The sequence below is a fragment of the Nostoc sp. UHCC 0302 genome, from assembly GCF_038096175.1.
GTDB lineage: Bacteria > Cyanobacteriota > Cyanobacteriia > Cyanobacteriales > Nostocaceae > UHCC-0302.
In genome coordinates, this window is record NZ_CP151099.1 from 3,194,891 (window position 1) to 3,215,618 (window position 20,728).

Consider the following 20,728-nt stretch of genomic DNA (forward strand, 5'->3'; position numbering starts at 1 on the left):
GCTTGATCACCACCACTTTTTGCAAGTTACGCAATATGTGCAGGCTGAGTTTTCCCACCTGTTAAATCTGTCTCTAAAAGCGGTGGATTATCTTGATCAATAAAGCCTTGGCTAATCTCCACAATTCTGCCGTCTGGGTCAGCAATCCAAACCGATCGCCATCCTGGGATATAATCATCAAAGTTAAGCGGCCCCAGGGTGATTTTTGCATCATTGCCCATCTCTGCCAACTTAGCGGAAATATCATCAACTTGAAAAGCAAAATGTCGCCATGCGGGATATTGTGGCCCATCTCTATCAGTGGGTAAAACAGGAGATTCTCCTTGTGCTTGGAAAATTTCTAGGTACATTTCACCCAATTTAATAAATACTATTTGCTGGTCGCCAAGTGATACAACCCGTGCGCGCACAAAGCCGAAATATTTAGTGTAAAACTTTTCTGTTGCGATCGGGTCTTGACAGCTGATTGCCATATGAGAAAAGACTAAAAAACCCATTACCGCTCCCCCGATATAATTTGGATTTACGCATTAAAGACTCCCAGTAAGTAGGTAGATATCATTTCTCTGCCTCCATCTAGTTATCAAACGTGTAAACTATACTCATCTTTGATGAGGTCAGAAACTTTCTCAGCAATCATCACAATACCTGTATGGCAGTTTCCCGAAGGTACTACAGGCATCACACTAGCATCAGCTACCCTAAGTCCCTCCACATCATAGACGTGCAAATGAGGATCTACTACTGCCATATTATCTAGACCCATTTTGCATGACCCAACTTGATGATGATAAGAGTCTGCTCTTTGTTTGACAAATGCTCGTAGTTGTTCGTGATTCTGCACATCTGGCCCTGGCATCACTTCTTGTTTCACCCAACTAGAGAAAGCTTTTGTAGCAAATATGTCCCGGGCTATTTTCACACTTTGGATTAAGCGCTCAAGGTCAGCTTGAGTACTAAGATAATTGGGGTTAACAAGCGGCTTATCTAGCGGGTTACTACTAGCCAACCTAATCCAACCGCGCGACGTTGGGCGAACAACACCAGGTAAGATACTGACAGCATTAGGATAATTTTGACCAATAATAATGTCAAAAGGGACGTGAACAAAACCCAGTTGCAAATCTGGGCCAATCCAACCTGGTTCTGATTGACAAAATAAAGCACTTTCTGACAGATTCAAGTTCGGTGGTGGTATGGCTTTTGTTGTTTCATAAATCACACCAGTCAGGACATGATTATGAAAGTTTTCGCCTACACCAGGTACATCGGCTATGACAGCAATACCGAACTCCTGCAACTGACTAGGATTACCGATACCAGAAAGTAACAAAAGTTTAGGAGACTCAATCGCACCAGCGCAGACAATCACCTCATAATTGGCATAGGCAGTTTTAATTTCATCATTCTGTGTGTACTCCACGCCGTTACAGCGCTTACCTACAAACAGCAACCTGGTAGCTTGGGAGTCCGTACTGAGAGTGAGATTAGGTCGCTTCAAAACCGGATTGAGATAGGCATCTGCCATACTATGACGCTTACCGTCCTTGATGTTGATATGATGCCAGCCTACCCCTTCCATCTTGGGGCCGTTAAAATCTGGTGTATAGGGGTAGCCTAACTCCAAACAAGCATTAATAAATACTTCAGAGGTTGGATTCGGGTTGTGCAGTTTAGCATTGATGACATTAAGTGGGCCACCTTTACCAGCCCACGGACTAGAGTCGTCTTCTTGGTTTTCCAACTTCTGGAAGTAGGGCAAAACATCCTGATAGGCCCAACCGGGACAGCCATTGTAAGCCCAATTATCGTAATCGGATGTATGCCCCCGGATATGCATCATAATATATAAATTACTGCTGCCGCCTGGTATCTTACCCCTTGGTTCATGGGTGATACGCCCCTCCAAACTGGGTTGTGGAACACTGGTATAATCCCAGTCTATTTCTGAGCCAAGCAACGTAGGCCATATTGAGGGGTTATCGACAGTTGGGGGAATATTGGCCCCGCCAGCTTCTAAAACCAGCACCTTAACTGCTGGATTTTCGCTGAGACGATTGGCAAGAACTGATCCTGCTGAACCAGCCCCGACAACAATGAAATCAAATTCACTCATATAGCCCCTTCTCAAACTGATAGGGTTTTAGTTCAACCTTTGATTAACAAAAGGGTCAAATGGTCTGGTATCATGGAAGTTAGCCATGTAAGTAATTTTGCCGTTCTTAAGACGAAAATAGTTGGCGACGTTTGCCTCAATTAGTACACCAGTAGCGTTGGCGGCTGAAATGTGAGAGACGACGCAAGCCTCGTGGCCATTAATGACTATTTGTTTTGGCAGGTTTTGGAATTTGGAATAACCCTTCTTTATACCGCCGACAGCACCCTGTAAAACACCGACCCCCTCAATATGACCTGCTAGCTGTTCATCTACAACCACATTGTCATCAAACAGCGTTAGCCAAGTATCCCAATCACCAGCATTGACAACTTCGTAGTATTTGTTAATGATGTCTCTAGTGTTCATTTATTTTCTTCTTGAGCTTTCTTCGTGTTTTAGTTCATTAAATTAGGTATTATTTAGCCTGAAGTTGATATAGATAAAAAACGTTCATGCTTAACCTAAAATACCGATTCACTAATACTAAAAACTAGGCTTATTCAAGTTAAGCTGAGGAAATTGAGGTCTTTCCAGAAATAAAAACTGGGGGTTTTCCCCACAATTAAAATTACTGAATTGGTGTTATGTAAAGGATTTCAAAGATTTTTTGAAGGCTCTAAGTACACTTAATCTAGGGAAACTTGAGTTTAGGCTAGAAAACAGCTAAACATTTACTCTAATTAGAAGCTTGCGAAGATGGAGGAATGATTTCTACTCCGTACTTTGGAGAGATCGCTAAAATTTGTTCCAGCTCGTCGGGTCTGACAGGAGGAGAGAGAGTAAACTCACCTTCTGCTGGGACACCCGCTTCTGCAAAAAATTTTTCTAACCCTGCTGGTGTCACCCAAACAAGCATTCTTGCTGGCGTAGAGCCTCGGTTGATAAAACTGTGACGCTGACCTTTGGGAGAGTGGATGAATGTTCCAGCAGTGGCAACAATGTTCTCGTCGTCAAGATGGAACTCAACTTCTCCATCTCTAACAAAAAATGATTCGTTTTCGTGAGTATGTCTGTGGGGAGGCGGCCCGTTTTGTGGTCTAACCACGAACTCTACGAGCGCATAGGTTTCCCCAGTATCTTTACCTACTGCCTTTATGGTACACAAATCACCAAAAAACACCCAGTACTTTGGATCTTGACCTTGACCATCTTGCAACCATAAAGTGGCTTGATTAAGCGTCATTGTGATTTTCCTCTTAAGGCATTACTAAACTTTTTCTAAATACCCAAATCCTTAAATTCCTCTTCCTGACTTACGGAATATCAGGAAGTCCATAATCATAAAATCGGTGTTCGCCCCAGGTTTCACGATGAATGAGACCTTGCGAATTGACTACTGAGAACGTTGACTCGATGGGCTTGCCTTGGAAACGATCAGCAATCCAATCTGCAATATAAGCCCATTCGCTTGGGCCTAGGGCGCTTGAAGGTCTACTGTGAAGCGTATGTCCCTCACCTTTGTAGAGCAGCAACTCCTTCGGTGTAGTAATTTCGTTTAAGACATCAAAAACAGATTCGATCGCGGCAAAATCATCATCCTCCCCTGCGATAACGAGATAGGGGCACTTCACTTTTGCTCCCAATCCTTCAGCATTGATATCCTGGATAAATTTGTCAAACTTTTCTTCATCCGTATAACCTGACATATACATAAAACGAAGCTTGAATGAGGGTGAATACATATTGAAGGCTGTTTTTTCGCCCCTTTCGTAGCTGGGGTAAGCAACAGCACAAGCTTTAATGGCGGGGTCACTCACGGCAATTTGCGTTCCCCAAATCGAGCCCATACTTACGCCTCGCACTGCAATCCGGTCGTGGTCTAGCTCATTTTGCTGACGCAACCAAACCAGCACTGCTTTCCCTGCCTCGTAGAATCCCGTTTCTGTGACAAAAATTTCGCGGAGGGCGCTGCTAAATTGCCCTGGTCCATCAAACATGAAGACTGCGATGCCGCGACTGAGAAATTGATCGCCATAGAGTGCAACGGAAATTTCTTTTGTGCTGTCCATTCCACCAACTGTAATCACATATGGCACGCGGTCACCCAGTTGATAGTTGGGTGGTAAGTGTAGCCAGCCTGGTATCGACTTGCCTTCGTAGGGAATTTCCGCCTTACGCACTACATGATCAGCATAATCAGCATATTTGGCATAGCAGTAGTTTTTACGCTTCTCGTACTCAAGATTTTGTTTTGTTGGTTCAAAAATCGGCCACTGGGCCTGTCCATACAAAATCGCGGCAATAAAGTAATTTTCCCGCGCTGCAACTGTATGTTCCAACTTCTCTAGTTTCTCGGCCTGTGTTTGCCGATGAACAGCAGCAGCACCGTACTCACGGGCGATGTCGTTGTACTTTTTGACATTCTGTTCAACCCGGATAAAATCGCCAAGTGCTCCGATTCCACATGGAAATAGGGCAAAATCAATATCCCCCTGATCCCAAGTCACGCCTACAGTTCTGATGATATTATCTAGAATCCAGCGTTGTTCTTGGAAACGCTTTATCCGGTTTTCCACTTTATTTGACATTACTGGCATGATGATCTCCTGTGCATTAAATGTGGACCTTTTTGCGTCCAACCCATCTTAAGCAGTAGCTGAAGCAGCGATCGCACCAAGCTGTTGTATCAAACCTAAGGAATCCTCGCTGACCCATATTTCTTCAATTTGACCACCAGTAAGATGGAAAAGGTCATTCCCTACATCTTTCACCGATTTGCCAGTCGGGGCAATACCGAGAAACTCCCCTTTATGAGTGCCGGTCAGCCAGTAACGACATCCTATCTTTTGGCCCTCAACAATCTGACGCTCAACTGTGAATTGGACATCAGGGAAAGCGTTACGCAGTCCAGTGACAAATTGCTTCATCCCGTTATGTCCACGAACTGGGTCTGGTAAGGTAGGAATTCTAAAAGCGAAGTTGGCAGCCATAATTTCATCTATGGCCTCCAGTTTTCCTTGATTCATCACCTCATCAAAGTAACGACTAACAGTTTCTTTGTTGACTTCTGGTGAGGTTTGTTCTGGTGGTGTTGGGGCTGTTTGTCTTGGGAAAATACCTTGACCGATCTGTTGGAGCAGCCCCAAAGAGTCCTCATTAGCTATGACTTCGGCAATTTTGCCATTAACGATGCGATGCCAACTCATGCCCTCGAGTAGGAATGATTTGCCCTGGGCAGGAATGTCCCCTATGGCTGTAGGAAATGGCTTACCAGTATGATTCCCCCTTGCTGTCCAACGAGTCAAGACCATATCTCCTTCAGCCAACACATCTTCCATAGCAAAATGAATACCAGGAAAAGAGCCGATGAGCATATTAACCAGACCCTTGTATCCTTCAACACCGCGAAATGGTTCGGCGTGAGTGGGAAGTGTAAAAATAAAATCAGGTCCACAAATCTCCTCTAGGGTGGTTATGTTCCCTTCATTGAAGACTTCATAGAAATAACGGCGGACGATCGCCTTGTTTGCATCTGTAGACATAGGTGATACTCCGTTGAGTAAAGTTGATTCAATTCTGGGAAATCTCAAAGTCTGGCAGAGCCTTCGGCATAATCTAGTAAGTCCACAATGTAAAGTGAAATCACTGGCTTTTGGGTTTTTGGCGATCGCTTCACCATCCAGGTCTGATTCGCATCGGCAACAATTCGTTGACTTTTAGCTGTTGGTGGCTCCCAAGTGCTGGCTTGCCAGTTGACAATAACTTTAACTTCTGTATGGTCATTGCCAGTCGATGTAGACGCTACTTTTTTGAGAGTGTGTACTTCATCAAAGAAAATACCAGTTACACGCTCATACCAACCCTTAAAGCCATCAAAGCCATAGACTGTGCCCTCAGGAAAGCGCATTTCTAAATCTTCTTCAGCTAGCAAGGGAACATATTCTTCAACTGGAACGTGAGCGTCGAGTTTCATATACCAATTCGTTGCCAGTTGCTGAATTTCCAAATCCGTTAGGGGTGCTAGATTATTTACTACCATTATTTTTCGACCAGGGAATCAGTGAAGATGTTACTGAAATTTCCTTAAACTACTGTCCGCAGCTAATGTCTATCATTTCCGGGTGAACATTTGCTTCCAAAACCACATCGATAAGAAATGGGCCCTTGTGGGCTAATGCCTGTTCAAGAGCTGGGGCTATCTCTTGCGGCTTCTCGATGCGCACACCCTCAACTCCCATCGAACGCGCCATTTCGACAAAATTAATCTCTGGCTTAGATAAATCAAAACTCAGGGGATAGTCATGCTGTGATATACCCCGTTCTTGCCAGTAAGCTTGAATATTCACTTGTAGCAATCTGTAGGAGCGATTATTACAGATAACAAACTTGGCATCTATATTGTGACGAGCAGCTGACCAAAGTGCCTGAATTGTGTACATAGCAGCGCCATCACCAGTAAACCCAATTACCGTTTTGTCAGGATTAGCAAGTTTAGCTCCAATCGTTCCTGGAATTCCCACCCCTAGAGAACCACCACGAGAAAGAAAATAATGCCCTGGTTTGGTAGGGATTAAATAACGTGTCAGATCGGGAGAACTCGTGAGAGCTTCATCGAAGATAATTACATCTTCTGGTAATTGATCTGCTAATTCTGCTGCAAAGCGAGAAAAGTGCAAGGGGACAGAATCCCAATTTTCTCGATCAGCTTGCAACTCACGTTTATGGTTCTCTTCTTTAGCTTGAGCAATATCAGCAGTTCGCACCTTAGCAGTTTTTTTCTGCTCTGGTGTCATAATTGCTGACAAAATTTTTGCCAGATGAGCAAGCGTTAGTTTTGGATCGCTAACTAGTCCTAAATCAACTGAGTGATTTTTCGCAATCTCATATGCATTTAAATCAATATGAATAACCTTAGCTCCTGGTGCAAAGATATTGCCCAGTTCCGGGAACACCTCCGGCAAAAGGTATGTGCCACAAACTAAGTTGACATCGCCTCTAGAGGTGATGGGTCGGCTTTGATAGCCAAACATATGCCCCGTCATACCTTGATACAGAGGATGAGCGTGACTCATGTTCAATTCACCAGCATCAGTTTCCCAGACTTCTGCACCCAAGAGTTCAGCAACACGGGTCAATTCATCTTGTGCGCCAGAATAAGCAACTCCATCGCCGACAAAAATCATTGGCTTGTGAGCAGATGCCAACATGGTTGCGGCTGTTTTGAGCAACGCTTCATCTGGCAAAACTTTGGTGGATGGGATAGAAGTTGGTCTGACTTCTTCAACTACGGGAGCATCCAAAATATCTACTGGTAGACAAACATAGACAGGCCCCATTGGCGGGGTGGCAGCAATTTTAATTGCTCGACGCAAAACTCGCAGCAATGAAGATGGCTCTATTACCATTGTTGACCACTTGGTAACGGGTTGAGCAAAAGCCACTAAATCGCCTGCCATTTGAGCGTCCATTGCTTGGTATTTAATACCTGCATCACCACCGATGACTACCAGTGGTGAGTGACCTCGGTATGCCTGATAAAGTGCGCCGATCGCATTTCCTAAACCTGGAGTACTATGAATTTGTACCAGAGCAGGCTTTTTCGTTGCTCTAGCGTAACCATCTGCTGCCATCACAGCAACGGATTCTTGCAATGTCAAGATGTATTTCAGGTCTGGATATTCCCGAATAGCATCCAAGAATCCTTCTTCTGATGTGCCGGGATTACCGAACATATAATGGATGCCATCTGCCAAAAATTGTTCCAGAATGGCAAAGCGGCCTGTTTTGTTAGTCATGGATTCTACCTTCTGCAATCATCAATTGCATACAGCGTTATCGTGCAGTACCATCCGGAGATTTAAAATCCAGCTTTACCAGCCATAGCGCTTCAGTCCTTTTTCGAGGACTTCCACCACCTTCTGACCAGTCAAATAAGAGTCTGGTGTAGAGCGCCCCGTAATAAACGGATAGTCAACAATCACTGATGTTGATCTACCGACATTGCCGTGGTACTGTCCATCTGGGCCTGTGGCATCACGGAGTATGTATTCTAGAGGATAGAATGGCGTGCCAAAGTTAATATTGTTCAGACATGGGTCGATGTTAGTACCGTTAAATCCAGTACCATCTTTATAGTCATATTCCAGGCAATGCCCTGTGACGTGCTTACCCCAAATAATGCTTTTGCGATCGCCAATATCACGGGCAAATGCCAGACATGCAACGCCGTAACATTCTGCGGCCACTGGCTTACCCATTTGGTAAAAGCTCAGGATGAGATCGTGTACCCTCTGGTTGTCAGCTAAATCAACCATCGGGCCACTACCACCGACAATGAGAATGGCATCGTATGTTTGCAAATCTCTTTGTTGCACTTCCTCTAGCTTTCTGTAATATTCCTCCATTTCCCGTAAGAATTTTGGTGAACTCCAGTAAGGTCTTTCTGGTAGCCACTCTCTAAGATTTTTCGGGTTGTTTAACCGTGGATTGTTTGTATTATCTAGCTGTCTGACCTTATCGGACATATCTTGGGTAGTGACTGGTCTGCCTAATGGTGGGTCAACAAAAGTTGGATCCATGCTTACCCCTAGTGCTACGGGTCTTTTACCATTTGGGGTGGCGAAGTCAACTTGATATCTAGCTGCATCAAAGGTTTCTAGGGGGCCTACTAGTTCTTCTCCCCAGTAACCCCACTCGGATAGCACAATCAAAATCTTTGTCATCGCATGATCTCCTGTGTGTTTTTAAGTAACTCCTGCTAACTCTTGACTTTGAGATACAATTTGCTGAGCGATCGCATCAATAAAGGCATACACATCATGTCCGGCTCGTCCTGTTACTAGGTCTCTATCAACCACAATATTTCCCGGATCATTTGGTTGAGAATTTACAGGTGGCGGTACGTAAACAGCACCAGCATTAGTAATATCTGCCAGCACTACTTCATGACAGATTACCCTTCGTCCTCGGAGTATTTCTGGCATTGGGGTCAGTAACCACAATCCATGACAGAGTAAGCCTTTGATAATTCGACGATTTGCCATTGCTTGAGCAAAAAACTGAACTGCTGGTGCAGTACGTGTCAGTTCTGGCCTAATTTGCTGTCCTGGTGGTGGTTCAAAGTAGCGCAGACGTACACTGGTGTAATTAGCTGCCATAATTACAGCCGCGTATTCATTGATATTTACTTTCTGAAAGTCAATGTTGACATCTAGATATTGCAGAGATTTACCAACTTCATCTACATCACTGACAAATCGGACACTTTCATTTCCCCAAAGCCGAGACATGAAATGCACAGTTGCTCCAAGTTCCTGAAAGTGTTGCCGATAAGCTGCAATTTCCTCAGGAATGAACTCTGTTTCTACGAGAATGGCAATTTTCTTTCCTTCTAGCATTCGGGTAGTCATAACTTCTCTCCTAAGTCTTGGGGGTAAATTCCACAATGATTTCTGCTTCTGAACCAAGTTGAAATTCTTTCTCTCCCAGTTCAATTTGAAAATTATCAGGATCGATTGAGGTGCGATCGCTACCATCAATGCTGACTCTGCTGATTTCCAGAGTATTGGGTCTAACAAAATCAGGTAAAACATTGATAGAGCGCTGGCGACAATCAAGATTAGGTTTGAAATACAAACAGAAGGGTTCTTTTGTCACATAGCTACTGATATAAATATGAGCCAAATAATTTAGCTCAAAGGCATGGTATCCAGAAATTGCATGGCCACCTTTTTGTGCATACTGTCCTGAAGTAATTGCATCACCACTCTCACTGACTCGAAAGAAAATACCTTTATTGTCTTGATCAAGAAAGAATAGATTCCAAAATGCGGCTGTTTCTCGTGCTAACCGTAAATACTCTTGTTTTTGGTCATGATTTTCATTACTGCAACCATGAAGAATTAAGTAGGCTAATAGGGATTGTTCTTGTTGCCAGAAGTCTTTAGTGTTGAACCAAGGAAATTCTAATGGCGTTCCATTTTGCGGATTACGTTCTAAAGTATCAAAGATTCCACCCCTAAATAGGTCTACGCCAATCTCTGCCATCTTCATGCCTAAATTATCTGCTAGCTTCATCAACTTATCGGCTAAACGTTGTGATTCTTCGGCTTCTTGCGCGTTATCAACAGCAGATTGAGCAGCTAAGGAGTAATGATAGTTAGCCACACGAGTCAGGTTCCAGGCTATCTTCAAATTGTGTCCCACAACGGCACGATTTTGTTGCCACCGCCAATTATGGTCTGGTTTCCAATCTCGCAAAAATCGCTCATTCACAAATGGAACGTTGGGATCGGGATCAGGAAATCTATCGACAATGATTGTGGAAGTTGTTTTGAGAATCTTCTTGCAAGTGTCTAAAAATTTCCCGATTTCTTCGTAACCATGATCAGTTAATGGCAAAGGTTCTAATGCCAAAATCACGTTAATTAAATAAGCCGGTATATGATCCCCAATTGAATTCCAATTTTTTCTAGCTTGGTTATCACCAAGAGCCGGACTATCCCAATTTAACGTCACATAATCAAGGTGTGAAAAATAATCACCATAAGCATGTTTGCCGTACTCTGATTCAGGATCGGCGAAGAAATCATTAAAGACACGAACAGTCCGCTTGATATCATCAAGTACTTCCCAATCTAGAGTGATTCGATAGTACTGAGCTAATCCAGCTAAGGCATAAATTTGTTCGTAAAGTGGGATTGTATCTCTATCATCCTCGTTGAGAGAGCGTAAATACAACTCATAACTGTACTTCGTCTTGCGCTTGCCAAAAGCCCAAAAACAATGTTTGCCATCAGATGTTAAAGTGCGAAAAGTTTCTCGTTGGTATTGAACTCCAGCACGAGCAGCTGAAAGGTAGCGTTCGCCTCCAGTTAGCAAGTAAGCAGAGGAAAGACCATAGATCAGCCTGGAAAGAGTTGCACATTCCTGGATATCATCATCTGTTGGTAAACCGATGATGTTCAAGTTAGTTCGGTAAAGAGCAAAATCATCAATTTCATAGGTTTGTTTATTTGGAAATAAATTGCCTAACCAACTATCTGCTAAACGAGCAATTTGCGTCAGCCACCAGTGAGTTTGCTCAAAAAGATATTCACCTTGTCCTTTATATGAATTTAGTAAGCTAATAATGCGAGCGTTATATTGGCAGTTACCATTATTTTCTATATACACCCCTTGTAAAACTACTAAGCTATCAGACTGGATGTATTTTCTCACTGAATCTGCTGGCGATGACTGATGAAAATTTTCAGGAGTTGGGACGCGATCGCGGTTTACACCATCCAAATTTTGTAGAAATTGAAATCGTGTTTCCCTACCAACTGCAACCTGGAATTCATCTCCACTACGGCATTTAATACTAAATTTTCCTTGCTCCTCTGCAATATCTGTAACTTTGCCCATTATGGTTGTGTTCACAGTGAATTTCTTCATGTTTATTATCCTTTCATTCTTATCTCAACCAAATACTTCTTATTACTGCATAGAAATATCGCAGCTAACTATTCGTAACGATATATCTAAAGAAAAATCTTATTTTTAAGAATTATCATAAACTTGCAATCAGGTATTTGAAAAAAGCCTCGTCAATGATTAATTAAAGAGAGCTTTGTAAAACATTAGAAGCCAGTTCATTAATTTTTACAACTCATAGAGGATTGCTATACTTGTTTTTGGAGTGAAAATCAAAAAGTTTTTAAAAACAATCCTGTTAAAATTTACCTTGATTTGCTCCGACTATAGTTGAGTCAATTGGCACTAATTCTCTATCTATGGTTAGAGAAAGATGAATCGTTAGATATAAGATATAAATAACCTTATTTGAAGCAACACTTTATACAAAGCTTATATAGCAAGAGTGAAAAAGAATAGAGTATTTCACTTATCTTGAGAAATAGAGACAAGCTCAAGAGCGAAAGTATGAGATGAGCTTTGTTACTCAAGCTTTTTAAGACTTACTCACAAAAATGGTGAGCAAAAAAGTAATTAAATTTAGGTTTATAAAAGACATATTGTTATTATCTACCCAAATAAATAATAACAATCTAACTTTAGGAATAGCTCCCACTATTAGGTTTGTTGCTTAATAAAGAAATATGTAAATAAAGCAATATCATCGTTTTGTTAAGCAAGAAGATGTTGCTAATGTTTTTACAAAACTTAAAAACTTGACTTGGGACTTGTAATTGCAAACTTAACTAAATTTAAAATTGCTTAACTTGTTAAAAATCGCCACACTTTATCAAATTTAATAAGAGAGATTCAGAATGACTCGTAATATCTATGCATTGCTGGTTGGTATTGATAATTACCTTAATTCTGTCCCTCCTCTCAAGGGCTGCATAAACGATATTTTGGCTGTAAAAGAGTATTTGTTAGGGCGGGTTTCTCCCAATCAACATAAGCTAAATTTACACATACTTTTAAACCAAGATGCCACTCGTCAGGCAATAATTAATGGTTTTCGACAACATTTATGTCAAGCTAGTAATGAAGATATTGTCTTTTTTTACTATTCAGGTCATGGTAGCCAACAAGCAACACCTGAAGAGTTTTGGACTTTAGAGCCAGATCGGCTAGATGAAACTCTCGTTTGTTATGACAGTCGGAATCCTGGGTGTTGGGATTTAACAGATAAAGAATTAGGGAAGCTAATTGCTGAGGTAGCCGAGAAAAACCCTCATATCGTGATTATAATGGACTGTTGCCATTCAGGTTCAGGCATTCGCGGCGATTTAGAACTAGAAACTGCTGTTCGTAAAGCACCCATTGATCACCGTCAGCGACCTTTAGACAGCTTCATTTTCTCTTTAGTAGAAGCCAAACAACTCTCAAATTCCCGCAGTTTGGCCAAAAATGCTGCTGGTTGGACTTTACCTCAAGGAAAACATATATTTTTTGCGGCTTGCCAAGATTACGAGGAAGCTAAAGAGTACATGGCAGATGGGCAAATCCGAGGGGCATTCTCTTACTTTTTACTTGATACCTTAATAAAAGCCAATGGTAGCCTCACTTATAGAGATTTATTCAAACGCACTAATGCTCTAGTTTGTAGTAAAGTTGCGGCTCAGTCTCCTCAAATAGAAGCCACAGTTCAGGGTGATTTAAACCAACTATTTTTAGGAGGAGCGATCGCTTCACACACTCCCTACTTTACAGTTAGTTATCACAAAAACCATACATGGGTAATTGATGGTGGTGCTGTTCATGGAATTCCTGAACCTTCTGGTGATGAAACAACTTTACTGGCATTATTTCCTTTTGATACCCCCTCTGAACAGCTACATCAATTATCAAGGGCAATAGGTGAAGCTCAAGTGCTTGAAGTCATGCCGCAGTTGAGCAAAATTCAAATTAGCGGTATCAGAGACTTAAATACTGAGATGATTTTTAAGGCAGTTGTCACTAGTCTACCTTTACCACCTAAAGGAGTATTGATTACTGGTGAGGATGTGGGAGTAAAATTAGCACGTACTACACTGCTGACATCTGGGCCACAGAATCAACAATCCTTATACCTGCGAGAAGTAACTACACCTGAAACTGCTGAGTTTAAATTGCTGGCTCGTAATGATGAATATTTGATTACACGACCCGCCGATGACCGTCCTTTAGTCGCTCAAATTCAAGGTTATACACAGGCGACTGCCTCGCAGGCAATACAACGATTAGAACATATTGCCCGTTGGACAAATATTTACGAACTTTCTAGCCCTACCAGTACCAGAATTCCACCAGACGCAGTACAAATACTTATCTATCAAGATGGACAAGAGCGGCAAGATATCCAAATGCGCCTGGAGTATCAACAAGAAAATGGTAAATGGAAGCAACCTAATTTCAAAATTAAGTTAAAAAATACGAGTAATGAACCAGTATATTGCGCCCTCCTGAATCTAACAGATCGTTTTGCAGTTAGTGCTGATTTGTTTGAAACAGGAGGAATTTGGCTGCGCCCAAGTGGACAAGTAGGAGATGAAGCTTGGGCTTTAGGCGGTAATTCAATTTATGCCCAAGTTCCCGAAAAACTATGGCAGGGACAGGGAATTACTGAAGTTAAAGATATTCTCAAATTAATTGTCAGCACTGCGGAATTTGACGCAACCTTGCTCACACAAGATGAGCTTGATTTACCTTCTCGTTCCACACCAACACCTCGTCGAGGTCAAGGGACACTGAACCGTTTGATGAACAGGATTCCATCGCGCGACCTTAGAGCTAAACCAGAAGAAGAAATGTGCGACGACTGGGTAACTAGTCAAATCATCATTACAACTATTCATCCACAAAACACCACATCGATTCCTAGAGGACAAGAAAGTGTTTCTCTGGGATCTGGTGTGAAATTGCGATCGCATCCCAGTTTAAAAGCTAATGTTCGGCTGACAACAGTCTCCCAATCTTCCAGGGATTTAGGTAATCATTTACTACCGCCTCTTTTGCGGGCAGATCATTCGGGAATTCGACCCTTTCAATTCACTACCAGTCGTGGAACTGATCCAGGGTTGAGTGTATTGGAATTTAATCAGGTAGAAGACTCATCTGTTGTCACGCCAGATCATCCTTTAAAGCTAGTTGTTGATTCCTCCTTAGAACCAGACGAGTATCTCTTACCAATCAGTTATGATGGCGAGTTTTTCATACCTTTAGGACGCGCTCACAGTACTGTGGATGGTACAACAGAAATTGTCTTGGAGCGTTTAACCGAACCTGTGAGTGAAGGAAAACGCAGCCTTGGGGGTTCTATTCGGATTTTGTTCCAAAAAATAATGTCTCAAAATTTAGGATGGCAGTTTGATTACCCAATTTTAGCGGTAGCAGATGTTAGTCCAGATGGTGTAGTTAATTACATTGGTGCCATCGAGCAAGTTAAGCAAAGAGTTGCCCAAGCCAAGCGAATTGTTCTTTTCATCCACGGTATCATTGGCGATAGTCAAAACATGGTTGGGAGTATACAAAGGGCAAAACTTACTGACTTATATGATCTAGTTCTCAGCTTTGACTATGAAAGCCTCAACACTTCCATTGAAGATAATGCCAAACTCCTGAAGCAAAAACTCGCAGCAGTTGGTTTAGGAGAAAATCACGGTAAAGCCTTGCACATTGTCGCTCATTCAATGGGAGGCCTGGTTTCTCGTTGGTTTATTGAAACAGAAGCAGGCGATCGCGTCGTGCAGAACTTAATTATGCTGGGTACACCAAATGCTGGCTCTCCTTGGTCTACTATCGAAGATTGGGCGCTAACTACCTTGAGTATTGGGCTAAATGGTCTGTCAACAATTACTTGGCCTGTACCAGTTTTGGGAATGTTGCTTAAGGCAATGAACAAATCTGTCGAGGTAATTAAAACTATCGATGTTTCCTTAGATGAAATGCGTCCTGGCTCTCAATTTTTGCAAAAATTGGCAGCCAGTCCTGATCCTGGGATTCCTTACACAATCATTGCTGGTAATACATCAATTATTCCCGCCGCTCTCCAACCAGAAGCTAATCAGCAGTCCAGTCCTTTAGAGCGACTAATGCAAAAGCTGTTTTATAAGACAGCAGCATTAGCGTTTTTTGATCAACCAAACGACCTTGCTGCAACTGTACACAGCATCAAAAGTGTCAGTCAAGAACGTCAGCCTCCACCTCAAGTTAAAGAAATTGACTGTGATCATTTTGTTTATTTCACTTATCCTGAAGGGTTAGCAGCATTAGCAAATACTTGTATGTTGTACGTTCAGCGCCATCATTTAGAGGCGGCGATGAGTAATTCTTTCAATTCAAAGAATTATTTAACTACTCACCCGGATCGAGAAGAGCTTTCTCACACACCTCTACCCTCCTCGGTTGACATGGCTGTTATAGACAATTTACTTCCTAATCAGACAGTGAGTTTACTTCCACAAAAAGCCGATAATCCTTCTACTGTCAGCGCTTTTCATACCACTACTAACCATGATTCAATCCAGAGCAGAAGACATCAACAGTTAATTAGTGTATTGATTGCTGTATTAGCAGCAATAGCGATGATGGCATTATGGCAATATCAACAATTCAAATACACAGAACCCAAAAATCAAAGTCAATTTAATCAGTCTCTACAAATGTGATTGATTAGGACAAAAAAGGATTAATACCATGTCCGAGTTTTCGCACAACCTGGCACTTGTGATTGGAATTAACAATTACGGCAAAGGAATTTCCCCACTCCAAAATGCTGTTAATGATGCTAAACAATTAGTGCAGGTTTTGCGCAAACAGCACGGATATCAGGTGTGGTTGTGTTTGGATGAAGTGGCAAATCTCTCCAATCTGAATGAACTACTTTGGAAAACTCTGCCAGAACAAGTACATTCAGATGATCGTTTGCTGTTTTACTTTGCAGGTCATGGAATTGCTCTGAATGCTGATGATGGGCCAAAGGGTTATTTAATTCCCCAAGATGCCATCCTTGGAGAGGTTCAAACCTACTTACCGATGACTCAGTTGCAGGAAGCTTTGGAGAAATTGCCTTGCCGTCATTTTCTGGGATTCCTTGATTGCTGTTTTGCCGGAGCCTTTCGCTGGTCTAGCACCAGAGAATTGTTAACTGTGCCAGAAGTGATTCACCAAGAACGCTACGATCGCTTTATCTCTGATCCAGCATGGCAGGTGATTACCTCTGCTGCCTATGACCAAAAAGCTTTAGATGCTAATGCACTCGATGCAGATTACCGTGGTCAAATTGGGGATCATTCACCCTTTGCTAGCGCCCTCTTGGAAGCACTGACAAATGGAGTTGATTTATATCCTGCTGCTTATGGTCAGCCTTCAGGAGATGGAGTAATTACTGCTACTAAACTTTACCTTAATTTGCGCGATCGCATTGAGCCTTCCACTGTCAAAGATCATCATCGGCAAACCCCTGGTATTTGGCCGCTGAAGAAGCACGACAAGGGTGAGTATATCTTTCTGACTCCTGGACATGTATTAAATTTACCTCCAGCACCACCACTCGATGAATCAAAAAACCCTTATCGCGGCTTAGAATCCTTTGAAGAAGAACATAGCCAACTGTTTTTTGGTAGACAAGGTTTGACTGAAAAGTTACATGAATTTGTCAGTAGTCAGCCGTTAACTGTAGTACTTGGGGCTTCTGGAACCGGGAAATCGAGCTTGGTAAAAGCAGGATTGATCCCATACTTGCGAAGTCAGCCTCAGTGGCAAATTCTAGGAACTATACGTCCTGGGGAATCTCCGGTGAAGGCTTTAAATAACATACTATTGCGGGAAAGTCTGAGCGCCAGTTTAGCAACTTGGAGTCAGGTTTATCCTCAGTCAAAGTTGCTATTAGTAATTGACCAGATAGAAGAACTTATCACCCTCTGCCAAGACGAGCAAGAACGGCAGAAATTTTTAAATTTATTGGCGCAAGCAGTAGTTAAATATTCAGATAATTTTCGCCTCGTACTAACTTTACGCTCGGATTTTGAACCTCAGTTGCGAAATTCCGCCTTAGAACCATATTGGCAAAGTGCGCGGTTTATCGTACCGGCAATGACGCGGGAGGAATTACGCGCCTGCATTGAAGAACCAGCATCCAAAAGGGTGATATATTTTGAGCCGCACAATCTGGTAGATACGTTAATAGATGAAGTAGCACAAATGCCAGGAGCGTTACCGCTACTTTCCTTTACCTTAAGTGAACTTTACCTCAAGTATTTAAAGGCTGTCCGTCAGGGTAAAAGGAATAACCGAGCGATTACGCAAGCAGATTATGAACAACTGGGTGGAGTGATCCAAAGTCTTACCCAAAGAGCCAACTCTGAATATGAGGAGTTAGTCAACGACAATCAAGCCTACGAGCAAACTATTCGTCATGTCATGCTGAGAATGGTGGCTGTGGGTGGAGGAGAGTTGGCGCGTAGACGAGTACCTTTATTTGAGATGGAGTACCCAGAACCAGAAAACGGGCGCGTAAAAGAGGTAATTCGGCGCTTTTCGGCAGCACGTCTGCTAGTTCAAGGACAAGATACTGAGGGTCAAGCTTATGTAGAGCCTGCCCATGATGCCTTAGTGCGGGGATGGCCAAAGCTGCTGGCGTGGCAACAAGATGAGGCAGAAAGTTTAATTTTACAACGACAACTTACACCAGCTGCTTTTGAGTGGCAAAGCGTTAAAAGTAGGGAAATACCATCAGGTTGGCAAGCCAAGGTAGAACCTGTTTTGGATTGGTTGGATAGCAGTTGCTATGTTGTGGAAAACTCATTTGACAAAATCAACGCTCAACTGTTGCGCCTGTGGCGACGAACACAAAGTCAGCAACAGCAACACCGAGAAAAACAGGTACAGTTTCTTTGGAATGCTAATCCTTATCTCGATGTCTTGAATGAAAAACTTAAGTCCAATGAAAATTGGTTCAACCAGTTAGAAGCGGAGTTTGTACAGCGTAGCGTTGTGCAGAAACGCAAGAATATTGCTTGGCGATCGCGTATTGCGATCGCTGTCATCCTGGGGTTAAGTGGATTAACTCTTTACGCTCTATTTAATTTAAGAAACGCACAAATAGGTCAAGCTAGTGCTTTTAGAGAAAATGCAGAAGTAGACTTGGGAACGCCAGCCTTAGATGGGGCGATCGCAAGTTTACGAGCCGGAACAATGCTCAATCAACCTCTAGTGCAGTTATTTAAGCCAGAAAAGCTACAAAATCAAGTGCAAGGAACACTGCAAAAAGCAGTTTATACAGTCAAAGAACGCAACCGCTTGGAAGGTCATCAAGGCACGGTCAGAAGCAGTTTTAGCCCAGATGGGCAGTTAATAGCAAGCGCTGGAGAGGACGGCATTGTTCGGTTGTGGAACTTACAAGGTCAGGCGCAGGTTGTATGGAAGACAAATCTGGTCAGATACGTCGATTTTAGCCCGGATGGGCAGCTACTCGTTACAGGCACAGAGGACGGCATTGGTCGCTTATGGAACTTACAGGGTCAACTATTAGCAGAATTGAAAGGGCATCAAAGTCGGGTAAGGAGCATCCGTTTTAGCCCCAATGGCCAGCTAATTGCTAGCGGCAGCGATGACGATACAATCCGCATTTGGAACTTACAAGGTCAGCAGTTGCGAGGATGGAAAGCAAATCAAAACTCGGTCAATAGCGTCAGTTTTAGCCCCAATGGACAGCTACTGGCTACAGCCGGAAAAAACAGTACTATCAGCCTGTGGAACTTGCAGGGTAAGCTATTAGGGAAACCTTTTACAGGACATCAACAGCCTGTCAGTAGTATCAGTTTTAGCCCAGATGGTCAGTTACTGGTCAGTGGTGGACAGGACAAAACTATTCGCCTGTGGAACTTGCAGGGTCAGCAGTTGGGGAAAGCTTTTACAGGGCATCAAGGCCGAATCTGGTGTGCAATGTGGAGTCCAGATGGTCAACAAGTAGTTAGTGCAGCCGGAGATGGCACTGTTCGCCTGTGGAACTTGCAGGGTCAGGAGTTGCAGAGATTTGCTGGGCATCAAGGCCCAGTTAGAAGTGTCAGGTTTAGCCCAGATGGTCAACTACTAACTAGCGGCGGAGATGATAAAACTGTCCGTGTGTGGAACTTGCATAGTCAGCAAGTAACAGAATTATCAGGTCATCAAAAACGAGTTCTCAGCATTAATTTTAGCTCGGATGGTCAACGAGTCACGACAGGGGGAGATGATGGCATCATTCGCGTTTGGAACTTACAGGGTCAACAGTTGCTAGGATGGACAGCACATCAAGGTAAACGAATCCACAGTATCAGTTTTAGCCCGGATGGTCAGTTGATGGGTAGTGCCGGAGATGATAGTACTGTCCGCCTATGGAACTTGCATGGTCAACAGTTGACAGCCTTATTAATGGCAGAATCCCTCAGTTATCCAAAGCATATATGCGATGTCAGTTTTAGCCCGGATAGTAAACTAGTAGCTAGTGTGGGAGAGAACGGTATTGTTATTGTGTGGGACTGGCAAAAGCGGTGGCAGTTAGCAAAGTTCTCTATGGTAAAATTCCCCCGTGAAAAGCACTTTTGCAAAGTCAGTTTTAGCCCAGATGGCAAGCTGCTGGCTAGCACCGGAAATGACGGCATTACTCGTGTGTGGAACTGGCACAAACAGCAATTGATCACAAACGTTTCGGGTCATCTAGGCCCTGTCTCTAGTGTGGCATTCAGTCCCGATAGCCAGCGACTAGTTAGCGCTGGAGATGATGGCACTATTCGCTTATGGAACTTGCAGGGTAATAAACCATTCCAGGAATTTGTGGCAGCAGTAAATTTTGGTGCGGCAGTAAATTCTGTAGCATTCAGCTCTGATGGCAAGATGATTGCCAGTGGGGATCAAAAAGGCAATGTGCAGTTGTGGGATTGGCAGAATAGGGAGCAGTTTGCTGCCTGGAAAGCACATCAAGGCGAGGTCAGAAATGTCAGTTTTAGCAAAGACGGTAAGATGCTGGCTAGCGCCGGAGATGATAGCATTGCCAAGTTGTGGCCGATTCAATCATACGATGAGTTGATGAAGCAGACTTGCAATGAAGTCCAAGACTATTTGCAGAATCACTCTCAGTTGCCAGAAAGTGATCATCATCTGTGCCACATATAACCTAAATCTTTCAGTAGTAGGCTTTACTAATATAGCGTTTATCTATCT

Annotated in this window: 13 protein-coding genes; 2 read left to right on the top strand and 11 right to left on the bottom strand. The window is 42.9% G+C overall.

The features are described from left to right. Positions 1-26: 26 nt before the first annotated feature. The 11 genes from WKK05_RS13755 to WKK05_RS13805 form a co-directional block, all read right to left on the bottom strand. A complete protein-coding gene (locus WKK05_RS13755) occupies positions 27-497 on the bottom strand; it encodes a VOC family protein (protein WP_341530219.1) in 471 nt (156 codons plus the stop codon). Positions 498-583: 86 nt separating this feature from the next. Next, a complete protein-coding gene (locus tag WKK05_RS13760; RefSeq protein ID WP_341530220.1) occupies positions 584-2,116 on the bottom strand; it encodes a GMC family oxidoreductase N-terminal domain-containing protein in 1,533 nt (510 codons plus the stop codon). Between the two features lie 27 nt (positions 2,117-2,143). Next, positions 2,144-2,524, bottom strand: coding sequence for a nuclear transport factor 2 family protein (locus WKK05_RS13765; RefSeq protein WP_341530221.1), 381 nt, complete (start codon positions 2,522-2,524; stop codon positions 2,144-2,146). A gap of 310 nt (positions 2,525-2,834) precedes the next feature. Continuing rightward, positions 2,835-3,341 carry a cupin domain-containing protein gene (locus WKK05_RS13770; protein WP_341530222.1) on the bottom strand — a complete coding sequence of 169 codons (507 nt, stop codon included), beginning with the start codon at positions 3,339-3,341 and terminating at the stop codon, positions 2,835-2,837. A gap of 70 nt (positions 3,342-3,411) precedes the next feature. Then, on the bottom strand, positions 3,412-4,695 hold the full coding sequence (locus WKK05_RS13775) for an alpha/beta hydrolase (protein ID WP_341530223.1): 1,284 nt from the start codon (positions 4,693-4,695) through the stop codon (positions 3,412-3,414). A gap of 48 nt (positions 4,696-4,743) precedes the next feature. Beyond that, positions 4,744-5,640: an ester cyclase gene (locus WKK05_RS13780; RefSeq protein WP_341530224.1), complete on the bottom strand. Its 897-nt coding sequence runs from the start codon at positions 5,638-5,640 to the stop codon at positions 4,744-4,746. Positions 5,641-5,684: 44 nt separating this feature from the next. Further along, on the bottom strand, positions 5,685-6,137 hold the full coding sequence (locus WKK05_RS13785) for a hypothetical protein (protein WP_341530225.1): 453 nt from the start codon (positions 6,135-6,137) through the stop codon (positions 5,685-5,687). Positions 6,138-6,186: 49 nt separating this feature from the next. Next, positions 6,187-7,893: a thiamine pyrophosphate-binding protein gene (locus tag WKK05_RS13790; RefSeq protein WP_341530226.1), complete on the bottom strand. Its 1,707-nt coding sequence runs from the start codon at positions 7,891-7,893 to the stop codon at positions 6,187-6,189. Between the two features lie 75 nt (positions 7,894-7,968). Continuing rightward, a complete protein-coding gene (locus tag WKK05_RS13795) occupies positions 7,969-8,820 on the bottom strand; it encodes a type 1 glutamine amidotransferase domain-containing protein (RefSeq protein ID WP_341530227.1) in 852 nt (283 codons plus the stop codon). Positions 8,821-8,841: 21 nt separating this feature from the next. Next, entirely contained in the window at positions 8,842-9,507 is a 666-nt protein-coding gene (locus WKK05_RS13800; RefSeq protein ID WP_341530228.1) for a DJ-1/PfpI family protein, read from the bottom strand. Between the two features lie 10 nt (positions 9,508-9,517). After that, the gene (locus tag WKK05_RS13805) at positions 9,518-11,533 is read right to left on the bottom strand and encodes an N-acyl-D-glucosamine 2-epimerase (protein WP_341530229.1); all 2,016 of its coding nucleotides are present in this window, start codon (positions 11,531-11,533) and stop codon (positions 9,518-9,520) included. 833 nt (positions 11,534-12,366) lie between these two features. Here WKK05_RS13805 and WKK05_RS13810 point away from each other — a divergent pair. Both WKK05_RS13810 and WKK05_RS13815 read left to right on the top strand, forming a co-directional pair. Beyond that, the gene (locus WKK05_RS13810) at positions 12,367-16,194 is read left to right on the top strand and encodes a caspase family protein (protein ID WP_341530230.1); all 3,828 of its coding nucleotides are present in this window, start codon (positions 12,367-12,369) and stop codon (positions 16,192-16,194) included. A 28-nt stretch (positions 16,195-16,222) separates the two neighbouring features. Then, a complete protein-coding gene (locus tag WKK05_RS13815) occupies positions 16,223-20,680 on the top strand; it encodes a caspase family protein (protein ID WP_341530231.1) in 4,458 nt (1,485 codons plus the stop codon). Positions 20,681-20,728 lie beyond the last annotated feature (48 nt).

What these genes read in the sequence shown, in the direction of transcription:
- WKK05_RS13755 (WP_341530219.1), bottom strand. Translation starts at nt 497, where the DNA reads ATGGGTTTTTTAGTCTTTTCTCATATGGCAATCAGCTGTCAAGACCCG.
- WKK05_RS13760 (WP_341530220.1), bottom strand. Translation starts at nt 2,116, where the DNA reads ATGAGTGAATTTGATTTCATTGTTGTCGGGGCTGGTTCAGCAGGATCA.
- WKK05_RS13765 (WP_341530221.1), bottom strand. Translation starts at nt 2,524, where the DNA reads ATGAACACTAGAGACATCATTAACAAATACTACGAAGTTGTCAATGCT.
- WKK05_RS13770 (WP_341530222.1), bottom strand. Translation starts at nt 3,341, where the DNA reads ATGACGCTTAATCAAGCCACTTTATGGTTGCAAGATGGTCAAGGTCAA.
- WKK05_RS13775 (WP_341530223.1), bottom strand. Translation starts at nt 4,695, where the DNA reads ATGCCAGTAATGTCAAATAAAGTGGAAAACCGGATAAAGCGTTTCCAA.
- WKK05_RS13780 (WP_341530224.1), bottom strand. Translation starts at nt 5,640, where the DNA reads ATGTCTACAGATGCAAACAAGGCGATCGTCCGCCGTTATTTCTATGAA.
- WKK05_RS13785 (WP_341530225.1), bottom strand. Translation starts at nt 6,137, where the DNA reads ATGGTAGTAAATAATCTAGCACCCCTAACGGATTTGGAAATTCAGCAA.
- WKK05_RS13790 (WP_341530226.1), bottom strand. Translation starts at nt 7,893, where the DNA reads ATGACTAACAAAACAGGCCGCTTTGCCATTCTGGAACAATTTTTGGCA.
- WKK05_RS13795 (WP_341530227.1), bottom strand. Translation starts at nt 8,820, where the DNA reads ATGACAAAGATTTTGATTGTGCTATCCGAGTGGGGTTACTGGGGAGAA.
- WKK05_RS13800 (WP_341530228.1), bottom strand. Translation starts at nt 9,507, where the DNA reads ATGACTACCCGAATGCTAGAAGGAAAGAAAATTGCCATTCTCGTAGAA.
- WKK05_RS13805 (WP_341530229.1), bottom strand. Translation starts at nt 11,533, where the DNA reads ATGAAGAAATTCACTGTGAACACAACCATAATGGGCAAAGTTACAGAT.
- WKK05_RS13810 (WP_341530230.1), top strand. Translation starts at nt 12,367, where the DNA reads ATGACTCGTAATATCTATGCATTGCTGGTTGGTATTGATAATTACCTT.
- WKK05_RS13815 (WP_341530231.1), top strand. Translation starts at nt 16,223, where the DNA reads ATGTCCGAGTTTTCGCACAACCTGGCACTTGTGATTGGAATTAACAAT.